The 16188-nt window shown below is 66.6% G+C and carries 14 protein-coding genes; 12 read left to right on the plus strand and 2 right to left on the minus strand.

The features are described from left to right. Positions 1-117 precede the first annotated feature (117 nt). The 10 genes from ACFPFG_RS24325 (at position 118) to hisA (ending at position 7859) form a co-directional block, all read left to right on the plus strand. A complete protein-coding gene (locus ACFPFG_RS24325) occupies positions 118-366 on the plus strand; it encodes a BolA family protein (RefSeq protein ID WP_183019407.1) in 249 nt (82 codons plus the stop codon). 104 nt (positions 367-470) lie between these two features. Then, positions 471-1739: a UDP-N-acetylglucosamine 1-carboxyvinyltransferase gene (gene murA, locus ACFPFG_RS24330; protein ID WP_380108632.1), complete on the plus strand. Its 1269-nt coding sequence runs from the start codon at positions 471-473 to the stop codon at positions 1737-1739. Then, positions 1736-2380, plus strand: a complete 645-nt coding sequence (hisG, locus tag ACFPFG_RS24335; RefSeq protein WP_017405470.1) for an ATP phosphoribosyltransferase — start codon at positions 1736-1738, stop codon at positions 2378-2380. Before murA ends, hisG begins: the two co-directional genes overlap by 4 nt. Positions 2381-2393: 13 nt before the next feature. Then, positions 2394-3710, plus strand: coding sequence for a histidinol dehydrogenase (gene hisD, locus ACFPFG_RS24340; protein WP_197955190.1), 1317 nt, complete (start codon positions 2394-2396; stop codon positions 3708-3710). A 134-nt stretch (positions 3711-3844) separates the two neighbouring features. After that, entirely contained in the window at positions 3845-4093 is a 249-nt protein-coding gene (locus ACFPFG_RS24345) for a DUF6364 family protein (RefSeq protein WP_374619945.1), read from the plus strand. Then, on the plus strand, positions 4090-4527 hold the full coding sequence (locus ACFPFG_RS24350; protein WP_047217097.1) for a PIN domain-containing protein: 438 nt from the start codon (positions 4090-4092) through the stop codon (positions 4525-4527). Before ACFPFG_RS24345 ends, ACFPFG_RS24350 begins: the two co-directional genes overlap by 4 nt. A gap of 53 nt (positions 4528-4580) precedes the next feature. After that, the gene (gene hisC, locus ACFPFG_RS24355; protein ID WP_380108636.1) at positions 4581-5705 is read left to right on the plus strand and encodes a histidinol-phosphate transaminase; all 1125 of its coding nucleotides are present in this window, start codon (positions 4581-4583) and stop codon (positions 5703-5705) included. Continuing rightward, positions 5702-6307, plus strand: a complete 606-nt coding sequence (hisB, locus tag ACFPFG_RS24360) for an imidazoleglycerol-phosphate dehydratase HisB (protein WP_183019402.1) — start codon at positions 5702-5704, stop codon at positions 6305-6307. The genes hisC and hisB overlap by 4 nt, the downstream gene beginning before the upstream one ends. Positions 6308-6388: 81 nt before the next feature. Further along, complete coding sequence (hisH, locus tag ACFPFG_RS24365) at positions 6389-7057, plus strand: imidazole glycerol phosphate synthase subunit HisH (RefSeq protein WP_380108638.1); 669 nt, start codon at positions 6389-6391, stop codon at positions 7055-7057. Between the two features lie 61 nt (positions 7058-7118). Then, positions 7119-7859, plus strand: coding sequence for a 1-(5-phosphoribosyl)-5-[(5-phosphoribosylamino)methylideneamino]imidazole-4-carboxamide isomerase (gene hisA, locus ACFPFG_RS24370; RefSeq protein WP_183019400.1), 741 nt, complete (start codon positions 7119-7121; stop codon positions 7857-7859). 84 nt (positions 7860-7943) lie between these two features. Here hisA and ACFPFG_RS24375 read toward each other — a convergent pair whose 3' ends face one another. Further along, on the minus strand, positions 7944-9125 hold the full coding sequence (locus ACFPFG_RS24375) for a spherulation-specific family 4 protein (RefSeq protein ID WP_183019690.1): 1182 nt from the start codon (positions 9123-9125) through the stop codon (positions 7944-7946). An 84-nt stretch (positions 9126-9209) separates the two neighbouring features. Here ACFPFG_RS24375 and ACFPFG_RS24380 point away from each other — a divergent pair, with 84 nt between their 5' ends. Further along, positions 9210-10112, plus strand: coding sequence for a D-hexose-6-phosphate mutarotase (locus ACFPFG_RS24380; protein ID WP_380108640.1), 903 nt, complete (start codon positions 9210-9212; stop codon positions 10110-10112). 70 nt (positions 10113-10182) lie between these two features. On the opposite strand, the gene ACFPFG_RS24385 is transcribed toward ACFPFG_RS24380, so the two are convergent. Beyond that, positions 10183-11334 (minus strand): S1C family serine protease, encoded by a 1152-nt coding sequence (locus ACFPFG_RS24385; RefSeq protein ID WP_183019398.1) that lies wholly within the window; start codon positions 11332-11334, stop codon positions 10183-10185. Between the two features lie 358 nt (positions 11335-11692). On the opposite strand from ACFPFG_RS24385, the gene ACFPFG_RS24390 reads away from it, so the two are divergent. Continuing rightward, positions 11693-16165, plus strand: coding sequence for an IPTL-CTERM sorting domain-containing protein (locus ACFPFG_RS24390; RefSeq protein WP_380108643.1), 4473 nt, complete (start codon positions 11693-11695; stop codon positions 16163-16165). The last annotated feature ends 23 nt before the right edge of the window (positions 16166-16188 follow it).

The raw sequence follows: 16188 nt of genomic DNA on the forward strand, positions 1-16188 counted from the left end.
CAGGCTGCGGCGGGCGTTGTGCCCGCATTGTTGAATCCACCCATGAACAGGCGGCCGGCGCCCGGCGCCGCCGCCAACCAAGGCCATGCCACGATGCATGGCAGGAAAGCTTCCCCCATGACTGCAGACCAACTCAAGGAACTGATCGCCACCGGCCTGCCTTGCGAACACATTGCGCTGGAAGGCGACGGACGGCACTGGTTTGCCACCATCGTCTCGGCACAGTTCGAAGGCCAGCGCCTGCTGCAGCGCCAGCGACTGGTCTACGCCACGCTGGGCCAGCGCATGCATACCGACGAGGTCCATGCCCTGTCCATGAAGACCTATACGCCCGCCGAGTGGGCTGTCCAGGCCGGCCAGGCCTGAGTGCACAGCCCGGTCACGACGCTTCAGACTTTCTGCTGCAACTGGTCGATACGGCCCGTGCGGCATCTCCTTTTTCCCGATTTCCAGATTCAAGTCTGTCAGCCATGGACAAACTCCTGATTCGCGGTGGCCGAGCGCTGCATGGCGAGGTGACGGTCTCCGGCGCCAAGAATGCCGCCTTGCCCGAGCTGTGCGCCGCGCTGCTGTCATCCGAGCCCGTCACCCTGCGCAACGTGCCGCGCCTGCAGGACGTGGCCACCATGCTCAAGCTCATCCGCAACATGGGTGTCGGCGCCGAGCACGATGACAGCGGCACCGTGCGCATCAACGCCGGCTCTCTGTCCAACCCCGAGGCACCCTACGAACTGGTCAAGACCATGCGCGCCTCGGTCCTGGCCCTGGGCCCGCTGCTGGCGCGATTCGGCCAGGCCCGCGTGTCGCTGCCCGGCGGCTGCGCCATCGGCTCGCGCCCCGTGGACCAGCACATCAAGGGCCTGCAGGCCATGGGCGCCGAGATCGTGGTCGAGAACGGCTACATGAATGCGTGCCTGCCCGGGCATCTCAAGCGCCTGCAGGGCGCCCGCATCACCACCGACATGGTGACCGTCACGGGCACCGAGAACTTCCTGATGGCCGCCGTGCTGGCCGAAGGCGAGACCGTGCTGGAAAACGCCGCCATGGAGCCCGAGATCGGCGACCTGGCCGAAATGCTCATCAAGATGGGCGCAAGAATCGAAGGCCATGGCACCGGGCGCATCGTCATCCAGGGCGTGGAACGCCTGAGCGGCTGCGAGCACCAGGTGGTGGCCGACCGCATCGAGGCCGGCACCTTTCTGTGCGCCGTGGCCGCCACGGGCGGCAATGCGCTGCTGCGCAATGGCCGCGCCGACCATCTGGGCGCCGTCATCGACAAGCTCAAGGATGCGGGCGCCGAGGTGTCCGCCGAGGACGGCGGCATCCGCGTGCGCGCGGCCGGCAAGCTCAAGGCCCAGAGTTTCCGCACCACCGAATACCCGGGCTTTCCCACCGACATGCAGGCGCAGTTCATGGCGCTGAACCTGGTGGCCGAAGGCTGCAGCATGGTCACCGAGACCATCTTCGAGAATCGCTTCATGCACGTGGACGAAATGCTGCGCCTGGGCGCGCAGATCACCACCGACGGGCGCGTTGCCACCATCACCGGCAGCCAGTCGCTGTCGGGCGCGGCCGTCATGGCCACCGACCTGCGCGCCTCGGCCAGCCTGGTCATCGCCGGCCTCGTGGCCAAGGGCGAGACCCTGGTCGATCGCATCTATCATCTGGACCGCGGCTACGATCGCATGGAAGACAAGCTGCGCGGCCTGGGTGCCGACATCGAAAGAGTTTCCCAATGACCATCACGATTGCCCTGTCCAAGGGCCGCATCTACGACGAAACCGTGCCGCTGCTGGCCGCTGCCGGCATCTCGGTCACCGAAGACATTGAAAAGTCGCGCAAGCTGATCTTCGAGACCAACCAGAGCCACGTGCGCGTGGTGCTGGTGCGCGCCTCCGACGTGCCGGTCTACGTGCAGTACGGCGGTGCCGATCTCGGCGTGGCCGGCCTGGACTCGCTGATCGAGCATGGCGCCCAGGGCCTGTACCAGCCCCTGGACCTGAAGATCGCGCGCTGCCGCGTCAGCGTGGCCGTGCGCAACGGCTTCGACTATGCGCTGGCCGTCAAGCAGGGCGCCCGCCTGCGCATCGCCACCAAGTACCCCGAGATCGCGCGCAACTTCTTCGCCACCAAGGGCGTGCACGTGGACATGGTCAAGCTCTACGGCTCCATGGAGCTGGCCCCGCTGACCGGCATGGCCGACGCCATCGTCGACCTGGTGTCCACCGGCAACACGCTCAGGGCCAATGACCTGGTCGAGGTCGAGCCCATCATGGAGATCAGCTCGCGCCTGGTGGTCAACCAGGCCTCGCTCAAGCTCAAGCAGGCCCCTCTGCGCAAGATCATCGATGCCTTCGCATCGGCCATTCCCCAAGACTGAAGTCCTCTCCACCATGGAATACCAAGCCGCTCCCGCCCGCCTGTCCACGCTTGACGCCAACTTCGAACACGATTTTGCGCAGCGCCTGCATTGGTCGGCAGACACGGACGCGGCCATCGAGCAGCGCGTGGCCGACATCCTGGCCGATGTGCAAAAGCGCGGCGATGCGGCCGTGCTGGAGTACACGGCGCGCTTCGACGGATTGCAGGTGGACGGCATGGCAGCGCTGGAGCTGACGCAGGCCGAGCTCAAGGCAGCCTTCGACGGCCTGGGCGACGAGCAGCGCGATGCGCTGACGGCCGCCGCCCAGCGCGTACGCACCTACCACGAGGCACAAAAGCGCGCCAGCGGCGAGAGCTGGAGCTACCGCGACGCCGATGGCACCCTGCTGGGCCAGAAGGTCACGCCGCTGGACCGCGTTGGCATCTATGTGCCCGGCGGCAAGGCGGCCTATCCGTCCAGCGTGCTGATGAATGCCATTCCCGCCCACGTGGCTGGCGTGCAGGAAATCATCATGGTCGTGCCCACGCCGCGCGGCGAGAAGAACGCCCTGGTGCTGGCCGCCGCCTATGTGGCCGGCGTCACGCGCGGCTTCACCATCGGCGGCGCCCAGGCCGTGGCGGCCCTGGCCTACGGCACGGCAACCATCCCCAAGGTGGACAAGATCACCGGCCCCGGCAATGCCTATGTGGCCAGCGCCAAGAAGCGGGTGTTCGGCACCGTGGGCATCGACATGATTGCCGGCCCCAGCGAAATCCTGGTGCTGGCCGACGGCAGCACGCCGCCCGACTGGGTGGCCATGGACCTGTTCAGCCAGGCCGAGCATGACGAGCTGGCGCAAAGCATCCTGCTGTGCCCCGATGCCGGCTACATCGCCGCCGTCCAGCGCGAGATCGACCGCCTGCTGCCCGAGATGCCGCGGCGCGCCATCATCGCCAAGAGCCTGAGCGACCGGGGTGCCCTCATCCTCACGCGCGACATGCAGGAGGCCTGCGCCATCAGCAACCGCATCGCGCCCGAGCACCTGGAAGTCTCCAGCAACGATCCCCACCAGTGGGAGCCGCTGCTGCGCCACGCAGGCGCCATCTTCCTGGGGGCCTACACCAGCGAGAGCCTTGGCGACTACTGCGCCGGCCCCAACCACGTGCTGCCCACCAGCGGCACGGCGCGCTTTTCCTCGCCGCTGGGGGTCTATGACTTCCAGAAGCGATCCAGCCTCATCGAGGTCAGCGAGCAGGGCGCGCAGAGCCTGGGCCGCATCGCCTCGGTGCTGGCGCATGGCGAAGGCCTGCAAGGCCATGCGCGCGCTGCCGAAATGCGTCTGAAGTAGACGCTCGCTTCCTGCTGGATGAAGGCGCCGTCACCGAAAGGGGCGGCGCTTTTTGCTGCCTGAACGCTAGAGCAAGCGTGTCAAGAATTGACACGAAATCAGTGGAGCACGAATTTCGTGTAGACTTGCATCCTGTGAAGAACCTCACCATCACCGTCGAAGACAGCGTGCTTGAATGGGCCCGCATCGAGGCTGCCAGGCGCGGCACCAGCGTCTCGCGCATGGTGGGCGACTTCATGGCCGAGATGCAGCGCCGCGAGGACGCCTACGAGCGCGCCTACCTGGCCTGGCGCACCGACGAGCGCGGCTGGGACGGCGGCCAGCCGTCATCCGAGCAGCCCGCCCAGCGCAGTGCCGCACTGCGTCGCCAGGGCCAGGCATGAACACCGTCTTCGTCGATACCTCCGTGCTGGTTGCTGCCGAAGACACGGGGCAGGGCGCCTTGCATGCAGCCGTGCTGCAGTGGCTGGACCTGCTGTGGCGCACGCGCAGCGGGCGCACCGGCAGCCAGTCTCTGTGCGAGTTCTATGAACAGGTCACCACGGCCGCCCAGCCTCTGCCGCAGGGCGATGCGCGCGCCGCCATCCGCCGCTACCAGACCTGGACGCCCTGGAAGACCGATGCCGCCACGCTGGAGACCGCCTGGGCCGTCCAGTCCCGCCACCAGCTGGCCTTTGGCGACTGCCTGGCCGTGGCCTGCGCCCAGCACAGCGGCTGCGAGCAGATGCTGACCCTGCACCTGCCGCACGGCGCCCAGTTTGGCGGCGTCGCCATGGTGCATCCGCTGCACCAGGCGCCGCTGCAGCAGCAGGCCTGAGCGGCTTCGCTGATGGATTTCCTCCCCCACCGACTCGTGAAAGTGTGCATGCCATGACAGCTTCCATTCCGCAGGTTCAGGCCCTGGCCCTGGAGCGCATCCGCGCCGATGTCCGCTCCATGCACGCCTACCATGTGCAGCCCTCGCAAGGCCTGCTCAAGATGGACACGATGGAGAACCCCTTCCGCCTGCCGCCCGAACTGCAGGCCGCGCTGGGCGAGCGCCTGGGCCGGCTGGAGATCAACCGCTACCCTGGCGAGCGCCAGGAAGTGCTCAAGGACATGCTGGCCCGCTACGCGCAGGCGCCGGCCGGCAGTGCCGTGCTGCTGGGCAATGGCTCGGACGAGATCATCACGCTGCTGGCCCTGGCCTGTGCCCAGCCCCATGCCGAGGGGCGTGCCACCATGCTGGCGCCCATGCCGGGCTTCGTCATGTACCCCATGAGCGCCAGGCTGCAGGGCCTGGACTTTGTGGGGGTCGAGCTGACGGCCGACTTCGAGCTGGACGTGCCCGCCATGCGCGCCGCCATTGCCGAGCACCGCCCCGCCATCACCTATATCGCCTATCCCAACAATCCCACGGCTACGCTCTGGGCCGAGGCCGATGTGCAGGCCGTGATCGACGCGGTCGGCGCCATCGGCGGCCTGGTCGTCATGGACGAGGCCTACCAGCCCTTCGCCCGCCGCAGCTGGAGCGAGAACATGCGCGCCGACCCGGCCCGCAACGCCCATGTGCTGCTGATGCGCACACTCAGCAAGTTCGGCCTGGCCGGTGCGCGCCTGGGCTACCTGATCGGCCCGGCCGCCATCGTCGGCGAGATCGACAAGGTGCGCCCGCCCTACAACATCAGCGTGCTCAACTGCGAGACGGCCATCTTCGCGCTGGAGCACGAGGCACTGTATGCGCAGCAGGCCGTGGCCATCCGCGCCGAGCGCCAGCCGCTGATCGATGCCCTTGCCGCGTTGCCGGGCGTGGAAAAGATCTGGCCGTCCGAGGCCAACATGGTCTTGCTGCGCGTGCGCGATGCCGCGCGCGCCCAGGCCGAGATGAAGGCCCGGGGCGTGCTGGTGAAGAATGTCTCTGCCATGCACCCGCTGCTGGCCAACTGCCTGCGACTGACCGTGGGCACCCACGAAGAAAACGCCCAGATGCTGGCGGCCCTGAAGGAATCCCTATGAGCAATGCAGCTCCCGCACGCACCGCCGAGGTGCAGCGCAATACCGCCGAGACCCGGATCAAGGTCGCCATCAACCTGGACGGCACGGGCAAGGCCAGCCTGCGCTCGGGCATCGGTTTTCTGGACCACATGCTCGACCAGATCGCGCGCCATGGCCTGATCGACCTCGATATCGACTGCGAGGGCGACCTGCACATCGACGGCCACCACACGGTGGAGGACATCGGCATCACCCTGGGCCAGGCCTTTGCCAAGGCCGTGGGCGACAAGAAGGGCATCCGCCGCTACGGCCATGCCTATGTGCCGCTGGACGAGGCCCTGAGCCGCGTGGTCATCGATTTCTCGGGCCGCCCGGGCCTGCACATGGACGTGAAATTCACGGCCGGCAGCATCGGCCAGCTCGACACCCAGCTGGTCTACGAATTCTTCCAGGGCTTCGTCAACCATGCGGGCGTGACCCTGCACATCGACAATCTCAAGGGCTTCAACGCTCACCACCAGTGCGAGACCATCTTCAAGGCCTTCGCACGCGCCCTGCGCTTTGCGCTGGAGCATGACGAGCGCATGGCCGGCGTCATTCCCTCGACCAAGGGCGCTCTGTAAAGAGAATCGATTGACTCCGGCCAGAGCTTGATCTGACCGGGCAATCCAGCCGAAAATCCGACCGAACACGCGCCACACGCTATGAGTTTGACTGACAACACCGTCGCCGTCGTCGATTACGGCATGGGCAATCTGCGCTCGGTTTCCCAGGCCGTGCGCACGGCCGCCGCCGACTCCGGCTGGCAGGTCGTGGTCACCGCAGATCCCGAGGTGGTCCTGGCCGCCAACCGGGTCGTGCTGCCGGGCCAGGGCGCCATGCCCGACTGCATGCGCGAGCTGCGCGAATCCGGCCTGCAGGACGCCGTGCTGCACGCCGCTGCCAACAAGCCCCTGTTCGGCGTCTGCGTGGGCATGCAGATGCTGCTGGACCACAGCGACGAGGGCGATGTGCCTGGCCTGGGCCTGATCCCCGGCAATGTACGCAAGTTCGATCTGGCGGGCCGCGTCCAGGCCGACGGCAGCCGCTTCAAGGTGCCGCAAATGGGCTGGAACCGCGTGCACCAGACGCACAATGCCGGGCAGCCCCACCCGCTGTGGCGTGGAATTCCCGAAGACAGCTTCTACTACTTCGTGCACAGTTTCTACGCCGTGGTGCAGCAGCCCCAGCATTGCGCTGCTCAGGCCGACTACGGCGGGCGCTTTGCCTGCGCCATCGGACGCGATAATATTTTCGCCACCCAGTTTCACCCCGAAAAGAGCGCAGACCAGGGCCTGGCCCTGTTCCGCAACTTTCTGGGCTGGAAGCCCTGAACCCTCTTTCCCTCCCCGCACCGGCCGCTGCATCCCAGGCCTTCATTGCTCGCAAACCATCATGCTGCTCATTCCTGCCATCGACCTCAAGGACGGCCACTGCGTACGCCTCATCCAGGGTGATATGGACCAGTCGACCACGTTCGGCGAAGACCCGGCCATCATCGCCCGCCGCTGGCTCGACGCCGGCGCACGCCGCCTGCACCTGGTGGACCTCAATGGCGCGTTTGCGGGCCAGCCCAAGAACCTGGCGGCCATCAAGGCCATCCTCAAAGAGGTGAATGGCAGGATTCCGGTGCAGCTCGGCGGCGGCATCCGTGACCTGGACACCATCGAGAAATACATAGACGCCGGCATCAGCTACGTGATCATCGGCACCGCCGCCGTGAAGAACCCGGGCTTTCTGCAGGACGCCTGCAGCGCCTTCGGCGGCCATGTGATCGTCGGCCTGGACGCCAAGGACGGCAAGGTGGCCATCGACGGCTGGAGCAAGCTCACGGGCCAGGATGTGCACTCGGTGGCCAAGCGCTTCGAGGACTGGGGCGTGGAGTCCATCATCTACACCGACATCGGCCGCGACGGCATGCTCACGGGCATCAACATCGACGCCACCGTCAATCTCGCGCAATCGCTGAAGATTCCCGTCATCGCCTCGGGCGGCCTGGCGGGCATGGCCGACATCGAGGCGCTGTGCAAGGTCGAGGACGAAGGCATCGAAGGCGTGATCTGTGGCCGCGCCATCTACTCGGGCGACCTCGACTTCGCCGCTGCGCAGGCCCGCGCCGACGAACTCAGGGCCTGATCGGCTTTTGCTGCTGCCCTGTTCGCGGGCGCCTGTCCTGACAGGCGCCCGCGCTGCATTCGGCGCCGAAGGTGCCTGCGGTCTTTACGAGCAGGCAGGCATGGCCTGCCCGGCATTGGTGGCGCGCACGGTCTGCACAAAGGCATCCCAGTAGTTCGGCAGCCCGGCCCAGGGGTTGCCCACGCCGGTGCTGGGCTCGAACTCCAGCTGCGTCACATAGATCCATCCCGCCTGGTAGCGTGCCGAGGCGGCCGACTGCACGGCCGTCTGCATGGCCGCGCAGCCCGACACGTTGTGCACCAGCGAGGCCTGGTGGCTGTTGGGCAGCCCGTACAGCCAGTCAAAACTCGTCGTGCGCGGATCGTAGGTGGCATAGGTGGAGCCCTTGCCCTCGAACGTGGTCAGCACATCGGCCACATCGGCATAACCGGCCACGGGCACGAGGCCTGGATTGCCGATCACGATCAGGTTGGGATTCTTGGCCTTGATGTACTGATAGATGGTGCGGTAGAAGTCCAGCCGGTTGGTGGTGGCGGCCATCTCGTCAATGAAGAAGCCCTTGACCAGGCCTGCGCCGTAGTGGGTGAAATAGTTGTCGATATTGGCCTGGATGCTGGCCAGCGATCGCGTGCCCGTGCCATAGCTGGAGCTCACATAGCCCACCAACTGCCCGCCGGCGTTGGCAAAAGCGGTGGCGGCGCGCGTGATGTTCGCGTCCGGGCCACTGAAAATGCCGTTGGCCGGATTCAGGATGGCCGTCATCTGCACGGTCGGATTCGCCTGTGCGCTGGCCGTCAGCGCATTCCAGGCCGTGGCTCCCGTGCCGGTGGGATAGAAATACGTGGGTACCAGCACCCGCAGCGGCGCTGGTGCCGGGCGCAGATAGAAGGTCTGGGAAGCGCTGCCCGTGCGGCCTGCCACGGTGGCGCTGGCCTGCACCTGCTGGCGGCCCGGCGTGGCACCGGTCAGAGAGGCGGTTGCCACGCCGGAACTGGTCAAAGCCGAGGTGCTGACGCCTGTGGCTGCGCTGAAGCTCACCACGGTTCCATCGGCGGCATTCACGCCATCGGCCAGAACACTTGCACGCAGGGCCAGTGCCGAGCCTGCAGTCACCACATCCCTGGCGGCAGGGGCCGTCCATTGCACGGTGACCGTCGTCACTCCAGGCTGGCCGGTGCCGCCGTCACCGCCAGTGCCACCGCCAGCGTTGCTGTCACCACCGCCGCCTCCACCACAGGAGGCCAAAGAGGCGGCCAGGGCAAGCATGCCGAGTCGCAGGACAAGAGGAGAGGGGGCGGGGGAGCGTTGCATGACAGAGGAGGGCTGAGCAGGGAAGGGCTATATTCAAGCATGAAAGTTACATCTTCCTTTCCCGCGGTAACAGCTTTACCTTCGGACGCACAAGCTCCCGGCGCCTGCGCTGATGCATGGCAGGGCCTTCCTGCCATCCGCCTGCGCCTGGCCTGCGGCGATACCGCCCTGGTGGCCTTGCAAGGGGCGCAGCTGCTGTCCTGGCAGGCAGGTGGCGATGAGCAACTGTTCCTGAGCCCTCATGCCGCCCATGACGGCCACACACCCATACGCGGCGGCATTCCGGTCTGCTTTCCCCAATTCAACCAACGCGGCCCGCTGGTCAAACACGGCTTTGCGCGCACCCTGCCATGGCAGGCCGAGGCCGCGCAGGCACAGACGCTGGCGGGCGATGGCCTGTTCCTGCGCCTGCGCCTTGCCGACACGCCGCAGACACGCGCCGTCTGGCCGCATTCCTTCGAGACCTGGCTGGAAGTGACGCTGTTGCCCGGCCGGCTTGACGTGGAACTGGTGGTGCACAACCGGGGCGACACGCCTTTGGCCTTCACTGCCGCCTTGCACAGCTACCTGCGCGTGGCGGACGTGGAGCAATGCCGGCTGCAAGGCCTCGATGGCCTGCCTTACTGGGACGCCGTGGCTGACACCCACCCCATGCAGCAAGGCGAGGTGCGCTTTGGCGCAGAGCTCGATCGCGTCTACCCCCGCCCCGGGAAGACCATGGAACTGGCCGCGCCTGCCGGCGGCTTGCGCATCTCGCAGGATGCCGCCTGGAGCGAGACCGTGGTCTGGAACCCCGGCCCCTCGCTGTGTGCCCGCCTGGCCGACATGCCGCCACAAGGGTGGCGGCAGATGCTGTGCGTGGAGGCCGCCGCCATCGGTGCGCCCGTGCATGTGGCGCCCGGCGCGCACTGGCGCGCGGCGCAGCGTTTGCACAAGCGGTAGTCCGGCACCCGCTCTTGAACGGAAAAGGCGCCTGTGAACAGGCGCCTTTTCCATGGGCTCGAAAGCCGGGTCAGCGGCGCTGCATGCGTTGTGCCGACTGCGCAGGACGCAGGCCCGGGGTGATCTGCAGCTCCACGGGGCCTTCGCCCCGGCGCACATCGAATTTCGCGGCCTCGCCGGGCTTGAGCGCGGCCACGGCGGTCAGCAGCTCGGACACGTTTCGGATGGGCTTTTCGCCCACCTGCACGATCACATCGCCCGGGCGCATGCCGGCCTGGGCCGCAGGGCCTGCCTGCAGCACGCCGGTGATGATCACACCGGAGTCGGCCTTCACGCCAAAGGTCTCGGCCAGCTCCGGCGACAGTTCATTGGGCTCCACGCCGATCCAGCCGCGCACCACGCGGCCATCCTTGACGATGCCGTCCAGCACCAGCTTGGCCGTGGACACGGGAATTGCAAAGCCAATGCCCATGCTGCCACCGGAGCGTGAATAGATGGCGGTATTGATGCCCAGCAGATTGCCGCTCGCATCCACCAGTGCGCCGCCCGAATTGCCGGGATTGATGGCCGCGTCGGTCTGGATGAAGTTCTCGAAGGTATTGATGCCCAGCTGACTGCGGCCCAGGGCGCTGACGATACCGCTGGTCACCGTCTGGCCCACACCGAAGGGGTTGCCGATAGCCAGCACGCGGTCGCCCACGTCGATCTGGTCGGAATTGCCCAGAACGATGACGGGCAGCTTGTCCAGGGCGATCTTGAGCACGGCCAGGTCGGTTTCGGGATCGGTGCCGATCACCTGGGCCTTGGCCTGGCGGCTGTCGGTCAGCGTGACCTCGATGTCGTCCGCGCCCTCGACCACGTGGTTGTTGGTCAGGATGTAGCCGTCGGTGCTGATGATCACGCCGCTGCCCAGGCCTGCCTGCTCCTGCGTGCCCTGGTCGCCGAAGAAGAATTGGAACCACGGATCGTTGCTGCGCGGATGGCGCACCGCCTTGCTCGTGTTGATGCTCACCACGGCCGGCGCAGCCTTCTTGGCGGCAGGCGCAAAGCTGCCGGGGCTGACTTCCCCGACCGGCGTGGCCGGCGCTTCCAGCAAGGCAATGCCGGCGTTGCTGCGCACGGCTCCACGGCGCAGCCAGTCCGGCTGCAGCGTGGCGACGACGAAATAGGCAGCCACCAGGATGGTGACCGCCTGCGAAAACAGCAGCCAGGTGCGTTTCATGAAGTGTGGTGTTCTGTGCGGGAGTACAAGGCCTCATTGTGAGGCATGTCGTACACAGGGTGGCGGTGGGCGCGTTCGCTGGGGTGCTGGTGCCCGGTGAATCACCGAACAATCGACATTGCCATATCGGGATGTGTAGACATTCGACTTTCCCTGAAGCGCAAATAGACGTTTCAATCTCTTTGTTGCTTCATTTGAAATAGGACAAGTCTTATTTAAATTGACTTGCCAATTATTTTTTCAGGTCACGATTTGATGCGGATGAGTGATCTCAATACAATCGCGGACCAATGAATAGAGCGGGGAGGGAGGGGATATGGAGTGGAGAGACTCGGGGAGGATTGCGCCCAGATGGCTGATGCTATTGGTTGGCGCCGTGTTTGCCATTGCAGGAACCATCGGCATTGCCTTTGCACAGGCCGCGGATGCGGTATGTGCCGAAGTCAAGATTGTCATAGAGCAAAAACTCTCGCTGGAGCGCCAGGCGTTCGACGCCAGGATGGTGATCACCAATGGCCTGGCGGACCAGAAGCTGGAGAACGTCAGCATCACGCTGCAGTTCCTGGATGCGAACAACCAGACGGTGATCGCCACCACGGATTCCGCAGCCTCCGGAGCCCGCTTTTTCTACCGCACGGATGGGGTCGAGGGCATCAGTTCGCTGGAAGGCGGCACCATCGCCCCCAAGGCCGTGGCGAATGTGCGGTGGCTCATCATTCCCGCCGCCGGCACGGGCGGCCGCGATCCCCAGGGGGCGGTCTACTACATAGGCGCCAAGGTCACCTACACGCTGGACGGCAAGACCGACACCGTGGAGGTGGCGCCGGAGTCCATCGTCGTGCGACCCCAGCCTGAACTGGTGCTGGACTACTTCCTGCCCCGTGATGTTCCGGGTGACGATGCCTTCACACCCGAGGTCGAGCCTTCCGACCCCTTCACGCTGGGCGTGCGCATCAAGAACAGCGGAGGCGGCACTTCATACAAGACCAAGATCGATACGGCCCAGCCCCGCATTGTCGAAAATCGACAAGGGCTGCTGGTCAATTTCCAGATTCTGAGCGGCTATGTCAACGATGCGCCAGCAGGCAAAAGCCTGCTGCTCGACTTTGGCGACATCGCGCCAGGATCGTCCATGCATGGGCGCTGGAACATGGTGTCCAGCCTGGCTGGCAAATTTGTCGAATTCGCGGCCGGATTCACCCATGCGGATTCGCTGGGCGGTGCTCTGACGTCCCTGATCAAGGCCGTCAATACCCATCAATTGGTCCAGGATGTGCGTGTCGATCTTCCAGGACGCGACAAGGTCCGCGATTTTCTGGCCCTGGATGGAGATGTCTACCGCGTCTATGAATCCGATGGCGTGGATACCGAGGTCAGCGATCAAAGCCGATCCGCGCAATTCGTGCCCTCCGGTGCCACCGCCAGCCTGCAGTTCAATCCCGTGGCGAATGGCATGGCCTATGCGCGCGTGCCCGATCCCTCCAGGGGCACCCGTCTTCCCCGGCAGGTGGTCCGCTCCGACGGCTACGTCGTCCCTGGCGAAAACGTCTGGCTCTCCAGGCAGCGCAACGAGGACCTGAGCTGGAGCTATCACCTGAACCTGTTCGATGTGAACACCACGGGCCGCTACACCATCGGCCTGGTCGCTGGCGAGGCACAGGCCAGCATTGCCGGCACAGCCTTCGAGGACCGCAATGCCAACGGATTGCGAGATGCCGGCGAGCCCGCCATCCCCGTGCTCGAAATCAAGCTCACCGGCACCCGGGCAGGCACCGGGGAGTCGGTGCTGGCCATGGCCCACACCGATGCCCAGGGCCAATTCCGATTCGATGGACTGCTGCAGGGCAGCTACGCGCTGTCGGCTGCCGTCAGCGAGGGGCTGGTCGATGGCGCTGCCCTTGCGGGCACGGCGGGCGGCCAGTCCGCGCCGGGACGCATTTCGGGCATTGATCTGGCCACCGGTACGGCGGCTGCGGGTTATCTGTTTGCAAAGCGCTCCGCCAAGGCGACCGGGCCAGATCCCGAACCGGAAGCGGACACGGGCATCAGCGTGACGGCGGCACCGGCCACCATGGCCCGCGACGGCGGCTCCACGGTCACCATCACGGCACGCAATGCCGGGCCGGCCATTGCAGCCTCCACCGTCGTTAATGTGGACCTGCCCCAGGAGTTGGAGATCGCCAGCCAGTCGGCATCGGCGGGCAGCTATTCGCAGGGCCGCTGGACCCTGGGCGACATGGCCAAGGACTCCGCCCCCACCCTGGTGCTGCAGGTGCGTCCTGCGGCAGGCGCCACGGCCAGGGAATTCCTGCTGGCCGCGCGCATCGGCGCGGCCACCCGTGACCCCGTCACCGGCAACAACGCGGCCAGTACCCTGCTCATGCGCGAGCAGGAGGCCTCCGTGGCAGCCTCGCAGACCCTGGACCAGGGCCTGCGTGTGCTGGCCTATGCCGCATGCGGCGCCGACACCGCTTGCACGGACGGCAAGCGCCTGGCCCTGCAGGATCTGCTGGCGCAAGCCGAGGGTTCGGTGCAGTTGGCGGTCACGCCAGGTGAGTTCCGCAAGGCCTTGCGTGCCGGTGACTTCAGCGCGCTCTGGCTCCATGGATCGGTGGACGACCTGGTCGCTTCCCAGATGGAGGAAGTGCGGGCCGCCGTCTACCGTGGTGCCTCGCTGGTCATCGACGGCGCACCGGGCGCGTTGCCGGACAGCCTGGCCGACGTCTGGGGCGGCAGCCGTTCGGGCCAGCCACTGCCTGCGGGCATCTCTGTGCACCTGGGCGATGCAGGCCTGGGCGATGCGGCGCTGGCGCTGCAAGGCCAGGCCTGGGCATTGCAGAACGAGGGTACAGGCTCGGAACTGGCCCGCTATGGCACAGGGCAGACCGCTGCATTGGGCGTGGCCCACGGCAAGGGCCAGGTGCTGGTGATCGGCTTCGATGCGCTGGCGCAAAGCGCGGTTGCGGCTTCGTGGAAAGACTGGACCAAGACCCGCTTCACTGCCCTGGTCCCGCCTGTGTCCGAGCCCATGCTGGCGCAATCCGTCGTGCGCGTCAGAACCAGCATCGCCAACCGCAGCACACAAGCCATTGCGCTGGAGCAGGCCATGACCCTGGCCAGCGGCATGAAGCTGCGCTCGTCCTCGCCGCAGGCCGTGGTCGATGGTGATCAGGCCAGGTGGTCCCTGGAGCCTGCTTCCCAGGCCGAGCTGCGTGTGCAGGCCTGGCTGGATCTGCCAGGCACCTCGCTGGCCACCACGGTCGAGACGCAGTTGCGCAAATCCGGCGACAAATCGCTGGTGGACAGCTGGTCACAGCCGGTCGTCGTCATCGCGGAAACGCAAGCCGCCGCTAACACCCGGGCCGCAGTGGCTGCGCTGGTGCAGGCCACGGCAGACCAGCGGCGGGCCGTCGAGGCACTGCTGGACCAGGCCCGGGTCGCCATGGAGCAGCAAAAGCCGGCCCAGGCCCTCTCGGCCCTGGTGCAAGTCCAGCCCCTGCTGAGGGCGCTGCCATCCCACGGCACCCGGAATGTGGCCTTGCAATCGCTGGCGCAGTGGATAGGCCTGGTCGCCGCTCAGTGGCAAGACGAGCCCGCGCGCGATTGGGCGCTTTCCATTGTGTCCGGCGATCTGCAGTCGGCTCGGCTGGAGCAGTCCTTTGCGCTGCCGCTGCAGGTGCGCCTGCAGACGGCTGGTGGCAACCCGGTGGCGGGGCAGGAGGTCACGTTCGACGCACCCGCCAGCGGGGCCTCCGCGCGCTTTGCCGGCGGCAGCCGCCAGGCGCGCGTGCTCACCGACGCACAGGGCCTGGCACGCAGCCCGGCGCTGACCGCCACTGGCGCTGCGGGCAGCTTCACCGTATCTGCCGGCGTCGAGGCCTTGCCTGGCGGCGTGCGCTTCACGCTGGACAACCTGGACGGCACGGCGCCCGTGCTGCGCATTGTCAAGCTGACAGGGGATGGGCAGACGGCCACCGTGGGGACGGCCTATGCGGCACCCGTGCGTGTCCAGGTCACCGATGCGCAGGGCACCGCCGTGGCTGGCCACGCCGTGGTCTTTGCGCTGCCGGACAGCGGAGCGAGCGCCGTGTTTGACGGTGGCACGCTCGCGGCGCAGGCCGTCACCGATGGGGGCGGCGTTGCCGCGTCGCCCGCTCTTCGAGCCAATGGACTGGTCGGCGCATTCGAGATGCGCGTGACGGCGGCCGGTGCGGGCGAAGCCTTGCGTGTGTCCCTGCAAAACCAGGCCGCGCCTGTGGCCGGCAAGGATGTGGCCTTGCCTACACCCAGCGGCTCCGGCACGCTGAAAGCCTCGGTGGCGGGCGGTGGCGCCAACTGCCGCTTCAACCCGGACAAGACGGCCGTGCGCAAGCCCGAAGGCTGGCTGCCGCTGTTCAACGTGCTGTTCTTCCCGCATGGCGTGTTCGACTACGAACTCACCGGTTGCGACGTCGGAAGCACGGTCACCGTCACCACCGAGTGGCCCAACCTGTTCGGCATCAGCAGCTACCTGAAGTACGGGCCTGTGCCCCATTCGCGGGGCCGCAGCATCTGGTATGCGCCCAGGAACCTGTCGATCAGCGGCAACCGCATCAGCTACACCATCACTGATGGCCAGTTGGGCGACGACGACCTGCAGGCCAATGGCGTCATCAAGGACCCGGGCGGCCCCGTCATTCAGTCCGGGCCCTTGCCTGGGGATCAGTTGACGGCGGTTCCTGGGCTGGAGGCGGCGGGCCTGGCTTTGTTGTCCGCTCTCATGGCTTTCGGCGCCTGCCTGCAGCACAAGCGCCGGCGCGCCGCCCGTGCAGGTGCGGGGATGGATGCATGAAGCTGCTCCATTTTCCGGGCGCC

The organism is Delftia deserti (assembly GCF_042653485.1).
Taxonomy (GTDB): domain Bacteria; phylum Pseudomonadota; class Gammaproteobacteria; order Burkholderiales; family Burkholderiaceae_C; genus Comamonas; species Comamonas acidovorans.